13 protein-coding genes are annotated in these 18447 nt (G+C 41.6%); 3 read left to right on the plus strand and 10 right to left on the minus strand.

What is annotated here, in order from left to right:
• Window positions 1-98: 98 nt before the first annotated feature.
• The 6 genes from RMX69_RS04920 to RMX69_RS04945 all read right to left on the minus strand — a co-directional run bounded on the left by RMX69_RS04920 (window position 99) and on the right by RMX69_RS04945 (window position 7387).
• A complete protein-coding gene (locus RMX69_RS04920) occupies window positions 99-971 on the minus strand; it encodes a hypothetical protein (RefSeq protein ID WP_289797733.1) in 873 nt (290 codons plus the stop codon).
• Between the two features lie 267 nt (window positions 972-1238).
• Entirely contained in the window at window positions 1239-3986 is a 2748-nt protein-coding gene (locus tag RMX69_RS04925; protein ID WP_322636691.1) for a hypothetical protein, read from the minus strand.
• Window positions 3940-4311: a hypothetical protein gene (locus RMX69_RS04930; RefSeq protein WP_099101832.1), complete on the minus strand. Its 372-nt coding sequence runs from the start codon at window positions 4309-4311 to the stop codon at window positions 3940-3942. The genes RMX69_RS04925 and RMX69_RS04930 overlap by 47 nt, the downstream gene beginning before the upstream one ends.
• A 14-nt stretch (window positions 4312-4325) precedes the next feature.
• Window positions 4326-4937, minus strand: coding sequence for a hypothetical protein (locus RMX69_RS04935; RefSeq protein WP_289797735.1), 612 nt, complete (start codon window positions 4935-4937; stop codon window positions 4326-4328).
• Window positions 4938-5244: 307 nt separating this feature from the next.
• Window positions 5245-6435, minus strand: coding sequence for a choice-of-anchor tandem repeat GloVer-containing protein (locus RMX69_RS04940; RefSeq protein ID WP_322636692.1), 1191 nt, complete (start codon window positions 6433-6435; stop codon window positions 5245-5247).
• A gap of 781 nt (window positions 6436-7216) precedes the next feature.
• Window positions 7217-7387, minus strand: coding sequence for a hypothetical protein (locus RMX69_RS04945; protein ID WP_289797737.1), 171 nt, complete (start codon window positions 7385-7387; stop codon window positions 7217-7219).
• Window positions 7388-7656: 269 nt separating this feature from the next.
• On the opposite strand from RMX69_RS04945, the gene RMX69_RS04950 reads away from it, so the two are divergent.
• Together RMX69_RS04950 and RMX69_RS04955 are read left to right on the plus strand one after the other, a co-directional pair.
• On the plus strand, window positions 7657-8085 hold the full coding sequence (locus tag RMX69_RS04950; protein ID WP_289797738.1) for a hypothetical protein: 429 nt from the start codon (window positions 7657-7659) through the stop codon (window positions 8083-8085).
• A 204-nt stretch (window positions 8086-8289) separates the two neighbouring features.
• Complete coding sequence (locus tag RMX69_RS04955; protein ID WP_289797739.1) at window positions 8290-8523, plus strand: DUF3134 domain-containing protein; 234 nt, start codon at window positions 8290-8292, stop codon at window positions 8521-8523.
• Window positions 8524-8732: 209 nt separating this feature from the next.
• Here RMX69_RS04955 and RMX69_RS04960 read toward each other — a convergent pair whose 3' ends face one another.
• Both RMX69_RS04960 and RMX69_RS04965 read right to left on the minus strand, forming a co-directional pair.
• Window positions 8733-10025 carry a murein transglycosylase A gene (locus RMX69_RS04960; protein WP_322636693.1) on the minus strand — a complete coding sequence of 431 codons (1293 nt, stop codon included), beginning with the start codon at window positions 10023-10025 and terminating at the stop codon, window positions 8733-8735.
• Window positions 10026-10107: 82 nt separating this feature from the next.
• A complete protein-coding gene (locus RMX69_RS04965; RefSeq protein ID WP_289797741.1) occupies window positions 10108-11463 on the minus strand; it encodes a proton extrusion protein PcxA in 1356 nt (451 codons plus the stop codon).
• A gap of 78 nt (window positions 11464-11541) precedes the next feature.
• Here RMX69_RS04965 and RMX69_RS04970 point away from each other — a divergent pair, with 78 nt between their 5' ends.
• On the plus strand, window positions 11542-13728 hold the full coding sequence (locus RMX69_RS04970; protein WP_322636694.1) for a recombinase family protein: 2187 nt from the start codon (window positions 11542-11544) through the stop codon (window positions 13726-13728).
• A 561-nt stretch (window positions 13729-14289) separates the two neighbouring features.
• On the opposite strand, the gene RMX69_RS04975 is transcribed toward RMX69_RS04970, so the two are convergent.
• Together RMX69_RS04975 and RMX69_RS04980 are read right to left on the minus strand one after the other, a co-directional pair.
• Window positions 14290-16263 (minus strand): response regulator, encoded by a 1974-nt coding sequence (locus RMX69_RS04975; RefSeq protein ID WP_322636695.1) that lies wholly within the window; start codon window positions 16261-16263, stop codon window positions 14290-14292.
• Window positions 16256-18406 (minus strand): ATP-binding protein, encoded by a 2151-nt coding sequence (locus tag RMX69_RS04980; protein WP_322636696.1) that lies wholly within the window; start codon window positions 18404-18406, stop codon window positions 16256-16258. The genes RMX69_RS04975 and RMX69_RS04980 overlap by 8 nt, the downstream gene beginning before the upstream one ends.
• Window positions 18407-18447 lie beyond the last annotated feature (41 nt).

Here is an 18447-nt window from a genome sequence, read left to right on the forward strand (position 1 = left end):
TAGTAGGGTACGTTAGAAGGTAACGCACTCTACCAGACTTTTTTTAGATTTTTTGTTGGCTGTCATCAGTTAAAGGATTTTAAAAGCTCTTTGGAAAGTTAAAGTTTTTTTAGTTTCAAATCCTTATTATTAACGTTTCTGCCAAACAAATCTAGTTGAGAAGTTGCTCGTAAAAGTCGCGCTGCTTCTGTTGATGTTTCTACTCTTCGAGCGCGATTAGCTTCTTCCGCTTGCTGAGAAATATTTGCTAAATTTAAGTTGGAATATTGCAAAGCCTGATTTGTTTGTAATGTTTGACCAAATGTTTCAGCTACAATTTTTATTTGTTCCTGTTGAATTTTCATCATTTGCACTTGACTAACACCTAGCAATTCTGCTAATCCAGAAATAGCATTTACTGTTGGTTCAGAGGCTTTAAGTGCATCTTTAGTTACGTTAGCAATACCGGACTTAATTTTCTCGAGAAATATATTATTGCTACCCTCTGTTTCCTGGGCAAATCCCTCAATATCTTCCAGACTTTTCTCTGTATTTTCTAACTTTATTTTTGTCCTAGTTTGTCCATTTTTACCGAGAACACCTACTGCGACTCCACGGGTAATTATACGATTAAGTTCATTACTAACTAAATTTCCCCGCACTGCTGAATTATTCTCAAAGCGACTTGATTTAGCATCTGAATTATAAGAGTAGTTAATTACATCATCACGAATTTTTTGTCCCGCGATGACGGGGTTAGGTATCTTTAAATCTCCCTTGGCATTCTCAATAGCAATTCGACTCTGACCTTCTTCTAAAGGGTTTAAGGTATCCTTCAAATTATTATGCTGAAAGTAATCTTGCATATCTTTGGAATATGACTGAAAGTCAGTCCAAACCTGGCCTAATCCGCCTGTCTGAACTTGTGCGATCGCTGGTAGTATTGCGAGAGATGATAGTAAGGTAAAAGTAAAAATGGTAGTTTTTCGCATACATCTGTGCCTGAAAAAGGTAGACTACATTATATAGTGAGGTAAAAATTTAGCTTTTTAACCGTGCTAATTTTAGATTTTGGACAATAGAATTAGTTTTTCGGTTCAACTCCCGTTGCAATGCGCTGTAAATCTAAAATCCTTAAGCTACAACCTAATAGTGGGTGCAGTAAATCTAAAAGACGCTCGTAACTCGCTAATGCTAAACTATCAGAAATCTAAAATCCAAAATGGTTTGACTCACTGTTAACTGCCTCAATAACTCAATTAACTACTACGCAGAGTGGCCACTAATTGACGTGCGAACGCAGAAATTGCTTCATATTTATCACTGTGAAGTTGCATCATTTGGCTACGTGCAGTTTGTTCATAAGGATTATTAGCAACTGCTGCCAATTGTTCGTAACCTGGATAGTAACGGCAGAACGTATAAATACCGTTATCATCTAATAACCATTGGCTATAAACGCCTTCTTTGCGGGGAAAAAAGCTTTCTGAGGCATTACGAGAAATAACTTGGCGGGGATATTTCAAGATGTCTGCAAAACTATCCACTGCAACTGGCTGAATGCGTCCAATCAACCGTGTTGTCAGGTTTTGCAATATTTTCGATGCAGCTTTAGATTTAGCAATGGTGTCAGGATCTTGTCCTGATAAGATGACTCTGATACCGGCTTTAGCACCGTTCGCACAAATTCTACCAACTAAATCAGAAATTTGCTCGAACTCAAATAAAATTGGTGCTTCGTCAATAAAGAATATGGAAGCTGGACTACCTAATGCACGTCGGAGTGCGGCTGAATAAGCACTCAAGGATAGTACGGCTGCATCTTCACTATCCGATAGGTTTCTGAGAGCAAAAACTAACAGTTGTGCATTGGTTGGAAAGCTGGATGGTGCAGAAATAGCTTGTCCCACGCGGCTAGAAAGCCAAAATCGTAAGCGTAACTGAATTTGACTGAGGGCGTCTTCGACTCTGCCAGTTAAAGAACTTAACTGCAAGTGTTCTGGTGAGCAAAAGAAGAGAAAATCTTTTAAGGTAGGGGTTTTCTGCCAAGCAAGAGTGCCAAATCCTCCCTCCATTGCCTGTCGATATCGCTCTTTGATGCCCTCATCTCTAAAGAAGGCTTCTAAAGCGAGGTTGAGCAGCGATCGCACGGTTTGCGATAAAATTTGACTTTCAGTGGACGATCCTAAAACCATTGTCATTAACGCTGATTCCAGGAAGGCAGTATAATCGTTAAAGCGATCGCGCTGCTGTTCTGCTTCTAGCGATCGTAAATCTGGCTGTTCAAACAAGTTATTCGATTGTTTGGAAATATCAAAATAGGCTCCATTCCCCTCCATAAACTCTGTATAGTCAGTGAAAGTAGATGTCCCATCAGGTTTCGGGAAATCTAACGCCACAACCGGAATCCCATGCGCTAAAGCCTGAGTTAAAATTCCTGATACCAACACCGATTTACCAGCACGAGTTGTCGCAAACAAAGCTAAATTTTTGTGCTGATTAAATAAATCTAAATGTATGGGTGTTCCGCCTTCTTCAGCAATCAACTCAAAGCCTTGTTTGTCACCTTTTTTGGTTAAAACTAGAGGCATTAATCCCGGAACTTCACTTGTTAAGTATAGCTGGCGACGGTTGAAGGGTGTTGCTAATAAACCCTCCCAAACTATTGGTAGAGTTTGCAGCCAAATTTTCCAGGCATATTCAGTTTCCCTAATTACTCTGGCTGGACGTTGAAAACAGTTTTCAATATATCTTGTCGCCTCATCTAATTTTTCTAAAGTTGGGCGATGTACTAAAATAGCGACACTCGTATAAATCGGGACTGCACCTTCAAATAACTGCTCTTGCGCTGCTACCGACTTCTTCAACTTTAATTGAGCGTTGACATCAATAGTTTTACTTTTTTCTTGAGCCATGATTGTTGTCATGTTTGACTGCTTCAGCACTCGTTGCAGGGTAGTTTTTACCAATGCTGGATTGGCAGCAGTCAACTCACAAAAAATTTCTGTATCTACTACTGTTTCTCTGGCTAACAGTTCCCACAAATAGCGCAGCTGAGAGGATTTATTAACCCAACCGCCGGGTTTTTCCAGAAATGATAATGCGCCAATATAACGATTATTAACATTCACCCAGCGGCGATCGGCACAAGGTACACTAGATTCCATCAGCAAAGTTGTGCCGTGGATATTGTCTAGAAGTAATTTAGTACTAGCTAAATCTGAATTAACTTGTTCGTGTAACCCTTCTTCATCTAAAGTCATTAACTGGGGAATATCTATTGGCTGCGTATCATTAAACCTTTTCCAGATTTCCCCCCAAAGTTCATCAGCAGTCAAAGGTTTGACATCCAATCCCATTTTGTTAGATAAGATTTGTTCCCAACGGAGAAAACCCTGGTTGTAAGCATTTGTAATCAGGGTTTCAATACGTTGATTTTCTACTTCTAAAAGATCGCCTTTAAATTTCAACCACCAGGATTCAGCTTTGACTAAAAGCTTTTCTATCCAATCATCTGCGTGTTGTGAGTTAGATTCAATGGTGTAAGTTACATAAATCCGCAAAAATTTAGGTTTACGAATTCCAGATATAGTAAGTTCTTTAATTCTGGCTCTCTCCGCCATCAACAAATATTTGATGTCTCGCGATGGCGCATTTTTGATTAATGTTGCTAACTCTTTTTGGCGCTCTTTATCTGAACTAAAAGAACCCAAGTGCAGCGTCATCCTTTCACCGCTAGGAATGTCTTTTAATCCAGCTTCAATGTTATTAAAAAGTGTATCAATTTGTTCAGGTCTTAAGGTGGTATGAATTCCCTTACAATCAAAACCAAAAACAAAGCAGAACCGATCTTTTTGAGTACCTTTTGTCAACAGGTAAGCGCCAATATCACGTCCATTCATTGCAACACGCAGCATTGTCGCCAAGTGCAAGGCGTCTTCAAATGGCGTTAATCTACTTTCATTTCCGGCGATGCCGACGCTTTGTTTTCCGATTTTTTGCTTCATGGTTAACTTCCAGTAAGCTTTGATAACGAGCAAAGCCTCTTGTCCAAGCGGGAACGCCAATAAATTTACTTAAAAAACTCCAACTCCTACCACCAGTTAAAATCCACCAAGTTCCTATTCCCCAACCAGTCATTAGTACTGTCCACAACCATTTTTGAAACTCTTCTTCAAAAAGACCTCCAAAAATCCCATTGATAATAAAGTAGGAGGCTAAGGCTATTACCGTCCAAGGAAGAATTTGATCGGCAGGAATTGGCCCTAATGAAGGTTGACTTCCCAGAACCTGATTGACTGGACGAAATTCTTGTTCCCGCTCTTGAGACATTTGAAATATTTGAATTATCTACTGCTATCGCCGATTACAAAGCGTGTGAGTACATCAGCAATGGTAACAGCAACAACCACTAATAGGGGAGTTCTGGCGATGCTTTGCCAATCTTCATCTTTACGCACTGCATTAATCACACCAACTAGGGAGATTGCAATATAAAGTAAGTAAATTGCCCGTAACACATTAAATATCAGGCTTACTGGAGTTTCGCCAGCACCACCGTTGTTTGCTGTTAAGGTTTTTTTGAAAAACTTTTCAGCTTCCCCAAAAAACTGTGCTTGTGCGGGGGCTGCAAACCAGTCTAACCAATATAAACTCAGAACGATCGCTGCTGCTAAAATTTGTAATAATATTAGCGATCGCCTTGGTAAATTCACTTGCTGACCAATTTGCTGGGTGATGACTGCAATTAAACTACCTACAAGTAAACAAAAGACCAGAATAGGACTTTTGAGGCTGATAACGCTAACCAATACAGCACAAGCAATCAAAAAAGGTACAGATTCAAGCAAAATAGTCAGACAGGATTTAAATGCCCGTCTTAACTTGTGAGATTCTTTCGCCGCACTAACAGTTAAAGCTTTGAAAAAGTTTCTCTCGTGAGAACTTTGTCTAAACATTTGCTAATTTTCCTATGGTGTACTATAATTTGTCCTTGTTTGTATCAAATTTTACAACTACTACAATTAAACATATTTTAACATCATTCATTATTAATCAAATTATCAACCTGTAGTAAAGTTCTATATTTTACATTAGTATTCTGAAGTTAAGTTAACATGATATTAAGATTTATCTAAAACTAAATTTCTCTGATTTGAGAAGCTGGATTGCAAATATCGAGATTAAGTTTACATCGATTGTAGAAAAATGGTAGACGTTCAAATGTACGTTTTACCATTTTCTACACGCCGATTAAATTTGGAACTAGATTACAAACTTAAACACAGTTCCTAGATTAGAACTACCGCCAAAAGAGGCAGTACCGTAAAAGGCACCATTTGAGAGCTGAATTAGCGTCGACTCTGGCGTTGCCCCATTAGTACCATTAAAACTAATTAAGCCAGTGATGGTTGCCCCAGTCAGCTGATAGATAACTCCTTTGTTATTTGCCCCACCAGCAGAAGCTGTGCCATAGAAGTTACCATTGCTTGCTTTTATGAGTGCAGCCGTTGGGTTGGCCCCATTGGTACCATTAAAACTGGCAACTAAAACGGGTGTACCGCCACCGAGCGGAAACCTGAATACAGCTCCTTTATTGTTGGCTCCACCCAGTTTAGAAGTGCCGTAGAGGAATCCACCAGATTCAATTAATGCAGACTGCGAATTTGCCCCATTAGCACCACTAAAGCTATATGGAGTCAGTACTCCTGCGGGAGTTAACTTGTACACAACTCCGTTACCACTTGCTCCCCCGGTAGAGGTAGTGCCGTAGTAGTTTCCATCACTAGCCAGTTGCAATCTTGCTAATGGATTTGCTCCATTAGTACCGCTAAAGGTTGCGACAGTGGTGAGTGCCCCGGTAGTAGGCGAAACCTTGAATATAGTTCCTTTATTATTGGCACCACCTGTAGAGCTTGTCCCCCACAAATTACCATCAGTACCTGTAATCAGTCGGCCTGCTGGGTTAGCCCCATTAGCGCCTGTGAAATTTGCAAGAGTTGTCAGGGTTGTAAAAGCTGTTTTCGCCAACTTAAACACACTGCCGAGGTCACTTGTACCACCTGTAAAGGTTGCCCCATATAAATTGCCATCGGCTGCTTGAAATAATCTAGCGACTGGATTAGTCCCTTTGTTGGTTCCAGAGGTTCCAGTGAAGTTTATCAGTGTAGTCAGAGTCGTGTAAGCAGTAGGAGTTAACTTGAATGCGGTTCCTTTGCCAGAAGTGCCACCAGCAGAAGTAGTTCCATAAAGATTGTTGTCAGTACCGTTACCTTTAAGTACACCAGCTTCTGGCCTAGCTCCGTTAGTGCCGTTGAAATTTACAACAGTAGTCAATGTTGCCGCAAAGGCTTGTTGGAAGGGTAGTACTAATGAAGAAGCCAAAACAGTCAAAGAAGTAAAAATCAATACCCTATTTTTGGTCTGGTGTTGTTTGTACAGATTAATCTTGTTCATTGAATGCCTCAAAAAAGTTTGGTGGAGACGGAATAGTAGCTAGTTCTAACGGGTTTTGCGTAGGCGTAGCCCGCCTTCGGCATCGCTGTTACTCATGGCTAATACCAATCTGAAAAGTGATTGCTATGCATCTCGGCTTGAAAACCACAGATGTATAAGGGTTTTCCGGCTTTTCTGCGTTTAAGCAAGCTACGCCAAGCCTCTCCTTTGACTCCAAGGGAGAAGCAAGTGGCGTTTGAAGGACGCAATCCAAGATTCCAACATCTCATACGTGTTGGTTTTTACTCCTTAACCTACGAGATATTGCTACGCTTTAACCTATGTGTTGAGCGCAGTTTTATCTAAGACTGGTATAAGTTGTTAACTTAAACAACAGTGAGAAAATGCCAGAAATATTGGTTGGTATAGCCCTATTTGAAAAGGACTCAGAAAGCCTATTTTTACTACCTACACTACAAAAACCGTAGTAGCACTGAGTCAATAACGTGAATGGCACATTAATGATTTCGTTAAGTAGCATAAACCACTATTTATTTTTTTTGATGTCGTGAAAAACACAAAAAACGCTGAAAAATCCACAAGTTTGAGATAAATAGCCGCAAACTATAGATTCAGATTAAGTTTTAATAGTGTGCAGTTTGTCAAGTAATTAATAAAGTCTATTAAATACTGATTAAAACCTCTAAACAGTCTTAATAACCAAAACTAAATATTAAGTGAAAGTGTCAGATTTTTCTCTGGAAAAAATAAATTTGCCCTGAAAATCGTTTTTCAAACATCTCTAAATTCCCAAAATATATTTAAGCTTCTCCATAATTACGTTAATGTAGCGGTTCCCACTCAGTTTATAAGTAGATGAGTATAAATAAATATTTAGATAGTTTGCGATCGCGATCGCTTTTAGGCATTCACCGATGCTTTCAGGTGAAGCGATCGCAGGATTTGGCGTCAACTATGTTATGATTTGATTATGTTGAGAAATATTTTCGGTTATGTAACTGACTATATAGACCCCTCTCCGAATCTAAATCTCTACACCCTTTGATTCTGAAGGTGTTTGATGTCATAAGTATTTCAAAAATTAAAATTTTAGTTAGTCGAAATGTATTGTAATGTCTCGCGTGACACTGATACATCTAACCGTCAAAAAAATGTGCTAAGAAGAACGGACAAGTCTAGTGTGTCACACACGCAGACAGCATACCGATACTATTGGAACTTATGCCCACGGATATAATTACTCGTCCTGAATCCCTCACTGAAGATTGCTTTTTTACTTACGCCCTTGGGACTGATTTGCATGATACTAATTTAACAGCCAAATATTTACGCCGAATCAGAAAAGAAGATAAGCCATATATCGACATAGCTGTTTCTCCCAGACCTGGCTATCGATTTGAGGTTTGTCTTATCCCAGTTGAAGGGTTCGCTCAAGAAAGAATATTGACAAAAGACGGGTTCGCCAAAGCTTTAGCGATTATTTGTGCTGTATCTAATAAAGCTAGGAAACGATTTCCTTCAGGAAATGGACAAGAAATAGTCCGATGTCAATTTAGTAACTTAGCTGATGCAGTCGCTGTAGCGAATAGACTGTCTGCATTACCCTCTGATATGTATGAAACTCTCGTTAAGGTACCAAATGCTTTGTAATATATATTGCATCCGCTGAAATATTTATTATTAAAACTGACATCTGGACATTTTAATGGTAAGTAGCTAAATGGACTTGAGACAAAACTTCAATGGGTCATATTTTGTCTGTTGAGAAAAGACTTGTCATACAAGACTTTTAAGCTTAATGTACAATTTTGACGTTTTTGTACGCTAACCTATAAATTCAAAGTGAGTTTTTTTATGCCTATAAGTCCTCTGCGTGAAGAACCTCGTAACCAGCGAGCGCCTGTAATTCGTACAAGTAATGAGTTTATTCTCTTGGAATGGCTAAAGTCAACTGGTCGTCTCATCGAACGCGAACATCAAGAATCTGAGTATCTAACTGAAGTAGAAGAAATTTCCGAAATGATAGACCTTGACGATATCCCTTACGATCATGACGATGATGATGGTGACATGGATTTAGAAGCCTAGTACCGCAAGGCGGAATTCAAAATGACGCTCTCTACGAGACGCTGCGCGAACGCAGACTCGCTAACGCTGCGCTAACAAAATTCAAAATTCAAAATGAATACAGCGTAAGCATTCCATTGATTTGGAATGGGTGCTTCATTTTCAGCAAAAGCTAAGATTCCTGACTTTTTAGAGAAGTCAGGAATTTTAGTATTAAAATCGCAGTGTGTTTAATTTTTGGACTTGAGTAAGAGATAAAATAATTGTCCATTGCTGACTGTAACACCAGCGCGATCGCCTGCAATTTTCCCAGTACCTAAAAAATAATCCACTCTACCTGCACCTTTAATTGCACCTCCAGCGTCTTGGTCAAGAACATAGCGGCTAATAATCTGCTCCTGCATTTTTCCGGTAGGATTGACGAAGGGAATAGAAGCGCGAATTAACGCTAAAGCACCAGGAGGCATCAGAGATTTATCTGTAGCAATAGAACGCTCTGCTGTTAGTGGTACATTAATAGAGCCTTGGGCTGGCTGACCGTGATTTTCTTGAAAAAAAACAAAGCTGCGATCGCGCGGAATATAAATATTTAATTCTTGAGGATGCTTTTGGAAATAATCGAGAATAGTTGGCATAGTTACACCTTCTTGCGGTAACTTGCCATCATCTATTAATTCTCGCCCAATACTTTTGTAGTTATAAGCGGTGTTACCCGCATAGCCGATTGTGGTTTGAGTCCCATCGGGAAGCTGAAGTTTCGCTGAACCTTGAATTTGAGCTAGATATGGTTCGAGGCGAGAGCGAAACCAAAATAACTCTAATCCTCGCAATTTGCCTTTTGCACTTTGTAAAGCATCTGCTCCTTCTAACTCCTCGCGTGTCGGATGAGGCTTAGTCCAAGAGTTGAAATCAGGAGGTAAGCGATAAACAGGATAGCGATATTCTGTTGTCGGGACGCGGCTAGCTGCGTAAAGTGGCTCATAATAGGCGGTGAATAAAACGGAACCTTGGTTATCTTTACCGACTGACTGGTAAAGAACAAATTCCCGCTCGATGGCTTGGTGTAATTCGGTTGCAGAATTGGTTTTTAATAGGAGTTCGCGGAATCTTTGCAAGCTTTTGATGACGCGATCGCGCGTAATCCCAGCCACCGGATAATTTTGATAAGCAGCCGCCGCATTAGCTGTTTGCAGATATTGGAGACTGCGAGCGATCGCACTTATCAGTGCCTTTTTCTCTGGTATTTCTCCATAAATTACTTCATCCAAACAAGAGGTATCACTTTCACAACAAGTAATTGGTAGTCTTGGGATTAATGGTAATTTTTGTTTTTGTGGAAATGCATCTTGATTTTCACCAGTCAAGGACACTGGAATATTCCACTTTTTCACCTGACATTCTGGTGAAATGACTTCTCGATGAGTCAAAGATTGCATCCGCACCAGGAAAATCGACAAAACTACAGGTAAGCTGATGGCAATAATTTGATTAAACTTTCTTAATCCAGTAAGTGTCTTTTTCATTAAAATTCAAAATGTTTAAGATTCTCCCACCTCGCTCAAATTCTAAAATCAAACACCAAAAAATTTTCTAATCCCCAATCCCCTATTCATTCATATTACGGTAAGTCGCAACAGCAGAAGGCGAGATCCGGTTCAAATATCGGAAGATCCAATACTTAAAAATAGTATCTAAAATCACCGGAAATGTAGCAATAAATAAGAAGATAAAATCTCTATTTGCTGGTAATCCCCAATGACGTGATACTCCTTCTAGCAGTACTTCCCAGCCATGAGGAGAGTGGAATCCTACAAAGATATCAGTAAACAAAATAATGATAAACGCCTTTGCACTGTCACTAAGTCCATAAACAATATTATCAAAGAAATCTTTGACTACAGCAATAGAAGACTTACTGACTAACAAAAGCCAGATAAAAGCAACCACCGAGAACATATCTGCAAAAACATTTTTGATAGCACCAGAACTTTCTTGACGAAATTCTTCAGCAAGCTCTTTCGCCTTATTTTTCATTTCAGTCTCCATCTGCTCAGGTAACAGTGGAGGGGCTTTGATAATAAGATTTTCAAACTTGAGTTTTTCTTCAAATCTTTGTAATTCTACAAGAGCTTCCTCTTCCATTTCGGAATTGAGAAATATCTGCATTTCCTGAGTGCTTCTAAATTTATCAATAATTGGCCCAACTACAAAAGCTTTTGCTATTTGATGTGTTAAAAGTGGTACAATAATTAATAGTAAAATAAACCTGATAGAGATTATTGTTCTTTTCTGAGTTTGACGAAAACTCTGAATTACTTCTTGTTCCGAATTAGGGTCTAATTCAACTTGCAGACGACTGATAGTACTTAAAATAGAGCGAGGTAAAACACCCATTGTATCGGTTTTACTCTTGGCTTTTGGTTTATGATTTAAGTCTTGATTTGGTATTTTGGGTGGTAATGTTGGAGTATTGACGAGCAGCAATTTTTCGTCAGATGTGACAGAGTTAACTGGGAGATTTGGAGGTTGTACTACTAAAGCTTTGGAAGTTGTTTGATCGGAACTTGTTGTGTATTTAGATATAACTTGGTCGATATAGTTTAGCTTTTCTAAAACTAAAGAAGGACTTAGATACTCTATACCTGCTTTTTCGGCAGCTTTTTGATTCTCTTCATTTAGAAACCAACGGCTTCCTCTAAACTCCGTCAACCGCATCCTGGCAATTTTTAATAGCTTCTTAAGGTCTGACTCAAAATAATCCATCACACTGTTACTGTACATGGTTGAGTCATTGTCTATTTTATTACCATTGAAATGCTTATCTTCTATTTCCTGAATTTTTAATGCTGCATTGTAAGCTTCATCTAAAGAACGTTCAGGAGTCTGTAAGTACCATCGATAAGCAGCAAGTAAGAAAGAATAGATTTTTTGACTAAAAACAGAGTTTTTCATTGCAGACAATCATTCAGCATTGTTTGATGACTATTAACCTTAAGTTAACGCACGAGGTATACTAACAAATCTACAAGGAGAAAGTTTGTGGTTTCTCATTCGGTTTGGATTGTTGGCACTAGCCGCAGTGGTAAGACAGCTCGCTTGGTAGAGCAATTTTGTAATTGGGTAACATCAGAAAAACAATATACTGAATCATTTTATACGAAAAAAACAGGACGTAAAAAAACTGGTCATGTACCCGAATTTTTATATCTCAAGCAAACAGAGCCGGGTGTTTTAGTTTTAGCTGCCAATGATGATAATCGTCGAGAATTAGGAGATATAATTGTTACCTCCACCTTGGGTAAATATCCGGTTCGTGCCAAGACGCCACTAGGTTTTTTTCAGGATGAAGTCATTTTATTTTGGCCGTTGCTGATTAACTCATTGAACCTGAAAGCACAGTTTCCGGTAAGATTGCGACCAGAAACCGAACAAGAGTTAGCAACCAAACTTTGGCGTCCGCAATTAGACGAAGAAATTTTACGTCTGGCGGGAGTGAATGAATCTCGCTTGGTGCGTCGCATCTTGGACTTATTACAATTAGCAGCTTACAGTGGTATACCTTGTGAAGATATTGCCCAGATTTTAGCCAAGGGTCTAGGGGAAAATACCACAACTTTAGAGCCGGAATTTTTAGCATCTTTGCTGCTAGATTGGCGTAATTGGTGTTTAGAGAGGGGTTTACTGACTTATGGGATTATTACCGAACTTTATAGTCAGCATTTATTGAGCGATCGCAACTACCAACAGCACCTAACTAAACGCTATCAGGCAGTACTAGCGGATGATGTCGATGACTATCCTAGCGTAGCGCGTCTTTTGTTTGAGTTGCTATTAGATCGAGGTGCAGTTGGCGCGTTTAGCTATAATCCTGACGGTGCGGTGCGATTGGGATTGGGAGCAGACCCCAGCTATCTAGAAAGGTTATCAGAGCATTGTCGGGTAGAAATCTTGAATGGGCCGCCTCCAGAGTCTCTGAGCGAGCAACTGACTAAACAGATGGTGGAATTAGTCACAGAACCGATGGTAATGTTGAGTTTACCAAAAACGGTGTATTCAATTCAAACCACCTCCCGCGCCCAATTATTGCGGCAAACAGCAGAGGAAATTGCTAATGCCATCCAATCGCAGCAAGTGCAACCGGAAGAAGTGGCGATTATTGCACCAGGTTTAGATGCGATCGCTCGTTATACTCTAGTAGAAATCCTGATTAAACAAAATATCCCAGTAGAATCGCTCAATGACCAACGTCCCTTAATTAGTTCGCCCGTCATTCGCGCCTTACTCACCATGCTGGCACTAGTTTATCCCGGCTTGGGACGCCTCGTAGATCGGGATGCCGTCGCAGAAATGCTAGTCGTATTGAGTAGGAAACAACAACCACCAGAAAACCCCACACTCCTAACTCCTAACTCCTCACTCAGCACTCACATTGATCCGGTACGTGCTGGTTTAATTGCAGATTACTGCTTTGTACCCCATCCCGATCGCCCCAACTTGCTACCAGTATCAGTCTTCGAGCGTTGGGATCGAATCGGCTATGCAGCAACCACAGCCTATAATGAGATATTAGAGTGGTTAGAACAGCAGCGATCGCAACAAGAACTGCGATTAATTCCCAGTCCTATTTCTCTGTTAGATAGAGCAATTCAGCGCTTTTTATGGAATGGTAGTAATCTCCCCTACGAACAACTAGCAGCATTGCGGGAATTATTAGAAACCGCCCAACACTACTGGGAAATTGACACTAGATTACGACAAATTACCCCAACTGAGACAACGCCTCATACAACTATTATTGAATTCATTCAACTACTGCGGCGTGGTACGATTACCGCCAACGCTTACCCGGTGCGTCCCATTGGTGGAGCGAGAAAAGCTGTCACCTTAGCAACTATATTTCAATATCGATCTAGTAGGCGATCGCACCGATGGCATTTTTGGCTAGATGCTGGTTCACCCCTGTGGGCGAAAGGTGGTGCAGCAACTTTGTTCGGTGCGCCGTTTTTTCTGCGAGATAGATTAGGCGAACCTTGGACAGCAGAAGATGAGAAATTGGCAGAAGAACAACGACTGCAAAGAATTTTGACAGATTTACTCTCTCGTGTATCCGAGAGAGTTTATTTGTGTCACAGCGATTTAGCCGTGAATGGACAAGAACAATTAGGGCCGCTGTTACCCTTAGTGAATGCTTGTGTGACGGTTATTTCTGAGGCTAATGTTAATTGAGTTTATTTATATACCCTACTGTAACTGATAGCAAGGGACTTCCAAATAAAAAAATATACAACTATTTATTGTGGGGTGGGCGTCTCGCCATTGGTGTCAACTTAACGCGAAACCGCACGTCCGCCAGGGATTGTAAATCCCTGTCTCATAGCTAAAGTCCTCTGAAGAGGACTTTAGAGGATGTTTGAAAAGTCCTTTTTTCGGTATCAAATAGTTTTAGATCCCCCCTAACCCTCCTTAAAAAAGGGGGGAACCAGAATCAAAGTCCCCCTTTTTAAGGGGGATTTAGGGGGATCTAAAAGTGCCTAAAGTCACAGCGAAACACTTTTCAAACAACCTCTTAGAGCGCAAAAATTTTCAGTCTACTTCAGTAGACTTGAGCAATTAGTCAGGGATTTACAATCCCTGGCGGGTGAACAACACCCAATCAGTACGCTATTTTTGGCAAAAGTAGACACCAGTGGCGACACGATAGCCCAGTCCATAGGGCGCTCATGTTGCCCACTCCACAATATTGGATAATTTATTTCTTGGAGTTCCCCAATCAAAAAATTCAGGTTGCTAAACCGTTACTATCGTCAAAATAGCCTGTATTAATACTTCTAGCTCAATTGGTTTAGAAATATGATGTTGAAATCCGGCAGCTAGTGCTTGTTGTCGATCAATTTCTCCCGCATAGGCAGTCAGGGCGATCGCTGGAATTTCTCCGCCTTGATCGGGTGACTGCTTTCTAATTTGACGAATTAGGGTGTAGCCATCCATATCGGGCATACCAATATCACTAATTAACAAATCAAATTTTGCTTGCATCAAATTGCTCAGAGCATCATGTGCTGAGTCTGCTTCAGTCACTTGTGCCCCGTACTGTTCTAGCACAAAGGCAATAAACTCCCGCGAATCTCTATCATCGTCTACAACCAGCGTTTGCAATCCATTGAGATTTAAATCTGAGCGATCGCGATCGGCTGTATTAATTTGATTCAATGTTGAAGTAGCGATCAGTGGCAGTTTAACTTTAAATACTGCTCCTTGCCCTTCTCCAGGACTGTCTGCGTGAACAGTTCCGCCGTGCAATTCAACCAAATGACGCACGATCGCTAACCCTAACCCCAACCCGCCAAATTTTCGTGTCGTTGTCCCATCGGCTTGGCGGAAGTAGTCAAAGACGTAGGGCAGAAACTCAGCAGAGATGCCCCTACCATTGTCGCTGACAATAATTTGAGTATATTCCGCAGCAAGAGTATCTACTTCATCCTTGATTGTTTCTAACCGCACCTCTACTCGACCACCGGGTGAGGTAAATTTAATCGCGTTAGAAAGTAGATTCCAAACAACTTGTTGCAAACGACCAGAATCACCCAACACTGGCCCAACATTCGGTTCAAATATTGTTTGAATCTGAATAGATTTAGCTTCAGCAGCCAGCCGCACGGTTTCAAGGGCAGCTTTGATGGTAGAATTTAGACCGACTGGAACTGTGTTTAAATTCAACTTTCCTTGGAGAATACGCGACACATCGAGCAAATCTTCGATTAGTTGTGCTTGCAGTTTCGCGTTGCGCTCAATGGATTCGAGAGCGTACTGAGTTTTGGCTGCATCCTGATGACTCTTTTGGAGAATTCTTGCCCAACCCAGAATTGGATTTAGGGGCGATCGCAATTCATGAGACAGCACTGCTAGAAACTCATCTTTGATGCGGTTAGCTTGCTCCGCTTGTTCAGTCTGTTGCTGCAAAGAAATCATCAGTTGATTGAGGCGATCGTTTTGCTCTTTCAGCAATGCTTCTGCTCGCTTACGTTCGGTGATATCTGACAGAATAAAAACTGCGCCGGTGAGAGTCCCATCCCCATCAAGTACCGGGTCAATAGTTTTGGCAAACCAGCGTTCTTGGAACTGGAATTCGAGAATTTCCCGTTGGTGACTTTGTTTCGCACGGCGAAAACAAGTGCCATCGCCGATTCCCAATTTTGCGCCCATCAGTTCATTGTGGGCATAACCTAAGATTTCGTGGGAGGGCTTGTTAAAAAGCTGCATCATCGCTCGATTACAGCGTATAATTATCCCTTCTCGGTCTACCAGAGATACGCCGTCGTTCATGGAGTCAAAGGTGGTTTGCCACTCTCGCGCTGAGGACAAAGCAGCTTCCTCTGCTCGGCGAATTCGCAGCAGCGATCGCAAAGTGGCAAGCAGTTCAATTGGTTCAACAGGTTGCACCAGATAAGCATCGGCACCACTATCCAAGCCTTCTGCTTTATCCTGGCTTTGGACAAAACTTGCAGAAAGGTGTAGCACAGGGATAAAAGCCGTTTCCGGGTTTGCCTTTATTTGGCGACAGACTTCAAAGCCGCTGATATCTGGTAATTGGACATCTAAAATTACTAAGTCAGGCTGAAACTTTGCAACAGCTTCTAAGCCTGTTGCTCCATTTGCCGCTTCCACGACGCTAAAACCTGCATTTTGCAAAATACGGGTAACAACGTAACGATTGGCTTCGTTATCGTCAACATGCAGGATCGTAACCCGTGGCTCAGACATGACTTTTCCCTGAAACCTCTAGAACAAGTCCGGCTTTGACAAGCGCATCTTGAAGTTGGGCAATTGCCGTAGTTTGAGAGCCTATTTCTTTGGAAACAATGGCTATACTTTGCGCCGCTAACCTGCTCTGCGCTTCTGCATCCAGTTGAGCAGATGAGTGAATAATCACAGGAATCGACTGAGTGACGGAATTGTTTTTAAGTTGCTTGAGTACATCAAACCCGTCGATCTCTGGCATCTCCAAGTCCAGCACGATGGCGTTTGGCTGCTCCCGTTGTGCCAAATTTAATCCTTCTTTTCCATTCGTGGCTTCTAAAATGCTCAAAGGTGTATTTATTAACAACTGTTTCACAAGATATCGATAGGCGGGGTCATCGTCAATTAACAAGACTTTTTGAGGCTTGTTCTCAGTAATTAGCCTATTAAGTTTGTTCAACAGCGGCAATCTGTCTACCGGCTTAATTAGGAAACCGTTTGCTCCTAGCGCCAGTGCTTGCTTTTCGTTATCAACGATGGTAATAACCAGTACAGGGATAGTGCGGGTTGTTTCATCTCCTTTGATTTCTCGCAAGAACGTCCAGCCGTTTTGCCCCTCCAGCAGAATATCTAGTATAATAGCCGTCGGTCGAAGTTTTTGTAAGGCCAGCCTTGCCTGAGCTAAGGTGCGGGTAGCAATCAATTGATAGATTGATTCCTGAAGGTGCTTTTCGTAAATAAATAGGGTTTCTGGATGATCTTCAACCACCAGAATGGGCAGGCGAGTTAGCTCAACTGATGCGATTGGTTGCAGTACGGTAGTCAATTCGGTGGCATTTGGGTAGACGATGGGAATCAAGGCTGTAAAGGTAGAGCCTTCACCTAGCTGACTTTTCACCGAAATGCTGCCCCCAAGTAGTTCCGCTAGCTTGCGCGATAACGGCAATCCTAACCCGGTTCCCTTTACCTGCTTTTGCAGAGGGGAGTCAATTTGCATAAAATCTTCAAAAATCCGTTCTTCATCGCCGGGAGCAATGCCGATGCCCGTATCAGATACAGAGAAGGTGATGGTATGACCCGTTTGCACAGCGCTGACGCGCACCTCTCCCCGCTCGGTAAATTTCAGCGCATTTGAGACAAAATTTCTGAGAATTTGAGCAATTTTGCCCTCATCGCTATAGAGCGGTGGAATGCCTTCAGCTTCCTCGACAATTAGGGTGACAGAGGAACCTTGAACCAATAATGGGCGTAGCATCCCCCGCAGCGTGGCAAACAAATCACTCACTTCAAAGGAACTGGGACGCACTTCAATTTTTCCAGCTTCCACCTTTGCCAAATCCAGCAAATCATTGACCAATTCTGATAATCCGTTCGCCGCCTTTTGGATGAATGTCACCTGCTTTTCTTGCTCGATAGTTAAATCCCCATCCATCCGGGCTAGCAGCATCCGAGAGAGGGACAAAATCGAGTTGAGCGGCGTGCGAAACTCGTGACTCATATTCGAGAGAAAGCGGGTTTTTAGATCGTTTACCTGTTGCAGAGAACTGGCTTTCTCATCCAGTTCTGCATAGAGGGCAACTACACCACGATTAGTATCTTCCAACTCTTGATTGAGTTGGCTTAATTCTTCCTCGCGCTTCCGTAGCTCTGCCATAGCCCGGAGTAATTCTTGGTTTTGCTGCTGAATTTCTTGATAGGGATTTTCAGGCGATCGCCCCATTATGGTTTCTCGAATCTGCTGCAATTGCGAATCGGTGAAAGTAGGTGTGCGTTTCGACAACCTTTTGCCGATTGTTACCGTTGTTCCCTGTCCCGGCAGCGATTCAATCTCAAACAAATCCATCAACCGACGAGTGCCCATGATGCCTAGCCCCGCTCCCGTCTCAGAGGTGTAGCGTCCGGCCAAAACGTCCTCTAAATCAGGAATGCCCCCACCCCGATCTTGAATCTGAATCAGAAACGCTTGCGGCTCTCCTACCACAGAAAATTCAACTGTTCCACCTTCGGCATATTGAAAGGCATTACGGGCAATTTCGGAAACTGCCGTTGCCAATCGCGCCCGATCTTGCACATCAAAGCCCAACTGCTCGGCGATCTCACGAGTTCGTTGCCGAGCTTGCACAACATCCTGTTCGTACTGAATGGCGATCGCCAAAAGGATTGTCAAGTTGCTTCGCTCCAATTCAAAATTACACTTTCTTCAAGGTT

It is taken from the genome of Nostoc sp. EspVER01 (assembly GCF_034530635.1).
In the GTDB taxonomy this organism is placed as follows: Bacteria; Cyanobacteriota; Cyanobacteriia; order Cyanobacteriales; family Nostocaceae; genus Nostoc.

What these genes read in the sequence shown, in the direction of transcription:
- RMX69_RS04920 (WP_289797733.1), bottom strand. Translation starts at nt 971, where the DNA reads ATGCGAAAAACTACCATTTTTACTTTTACCTTACTATCATCTCTCGCA.
- RMX69_RS04925 (WP_322636691.1), bottom strand. Translation starts at nt 3,986, where the DNA reads ATGAAGCAAAAAATCGGAAAACAAAGCGTCGGCATCGCCGGAAATGAA.
- RMX69_RS04930 (WP_099101832.1), bottom strand. Translation starts at nt 4,311, where the DNA reads ATGTCTCAAGAGCGGGAACAAGAATTTCGTCCAGTCAATCAGGTTCTG.
- RMX69_RS04935 (WP_289797735.1), bottom strand. Translation starts at nt 4,937, where the DNA reads ATGTTTAGACAAAGTTCTCACGAGAGAAACTTTTTCAAAGCTTTAACT.
- RMX69_RS04940 (WP_322636692.1), bottom strand. Translation starts at nt 6,435, where the DNA reads ATGAACAAGATTAATCTGTACAAACAACACCAGACCAAAAATAGGGTA.
- RMX69_RS04950 (WP_289797738.1), top strand. Translation starts at nt 7,657, where the DNA reads ATGCCCACGGATATAATTACTCGTCCTGAATCCCTCACTGAAGATTGC.
- RMX69_RS04955 (WP_289797739.1), top strand. Translation starts at nt 8,290, where the DNA reads ATGCCTATAAGTCCTCTGCGTGAAGAACCTCGTAACCAGCGAGCGCCT.
- RMX69_RS04960 (WP_322636693.1), bottom strand. Translation starts at nt 10,025, where the DNA reads ATGAAAAAGACACTTACTGGATTAAGAAAGTTTAATCAAATTATTGCC.
- RMX69_RS04975 (WP_322636695.1), bottom strand. Translation starts at nt 16,263, where the DNA reads ATGTCTGAGCCACGGGTTACGATCCTGCATGTTGACGATAACGAAGCC.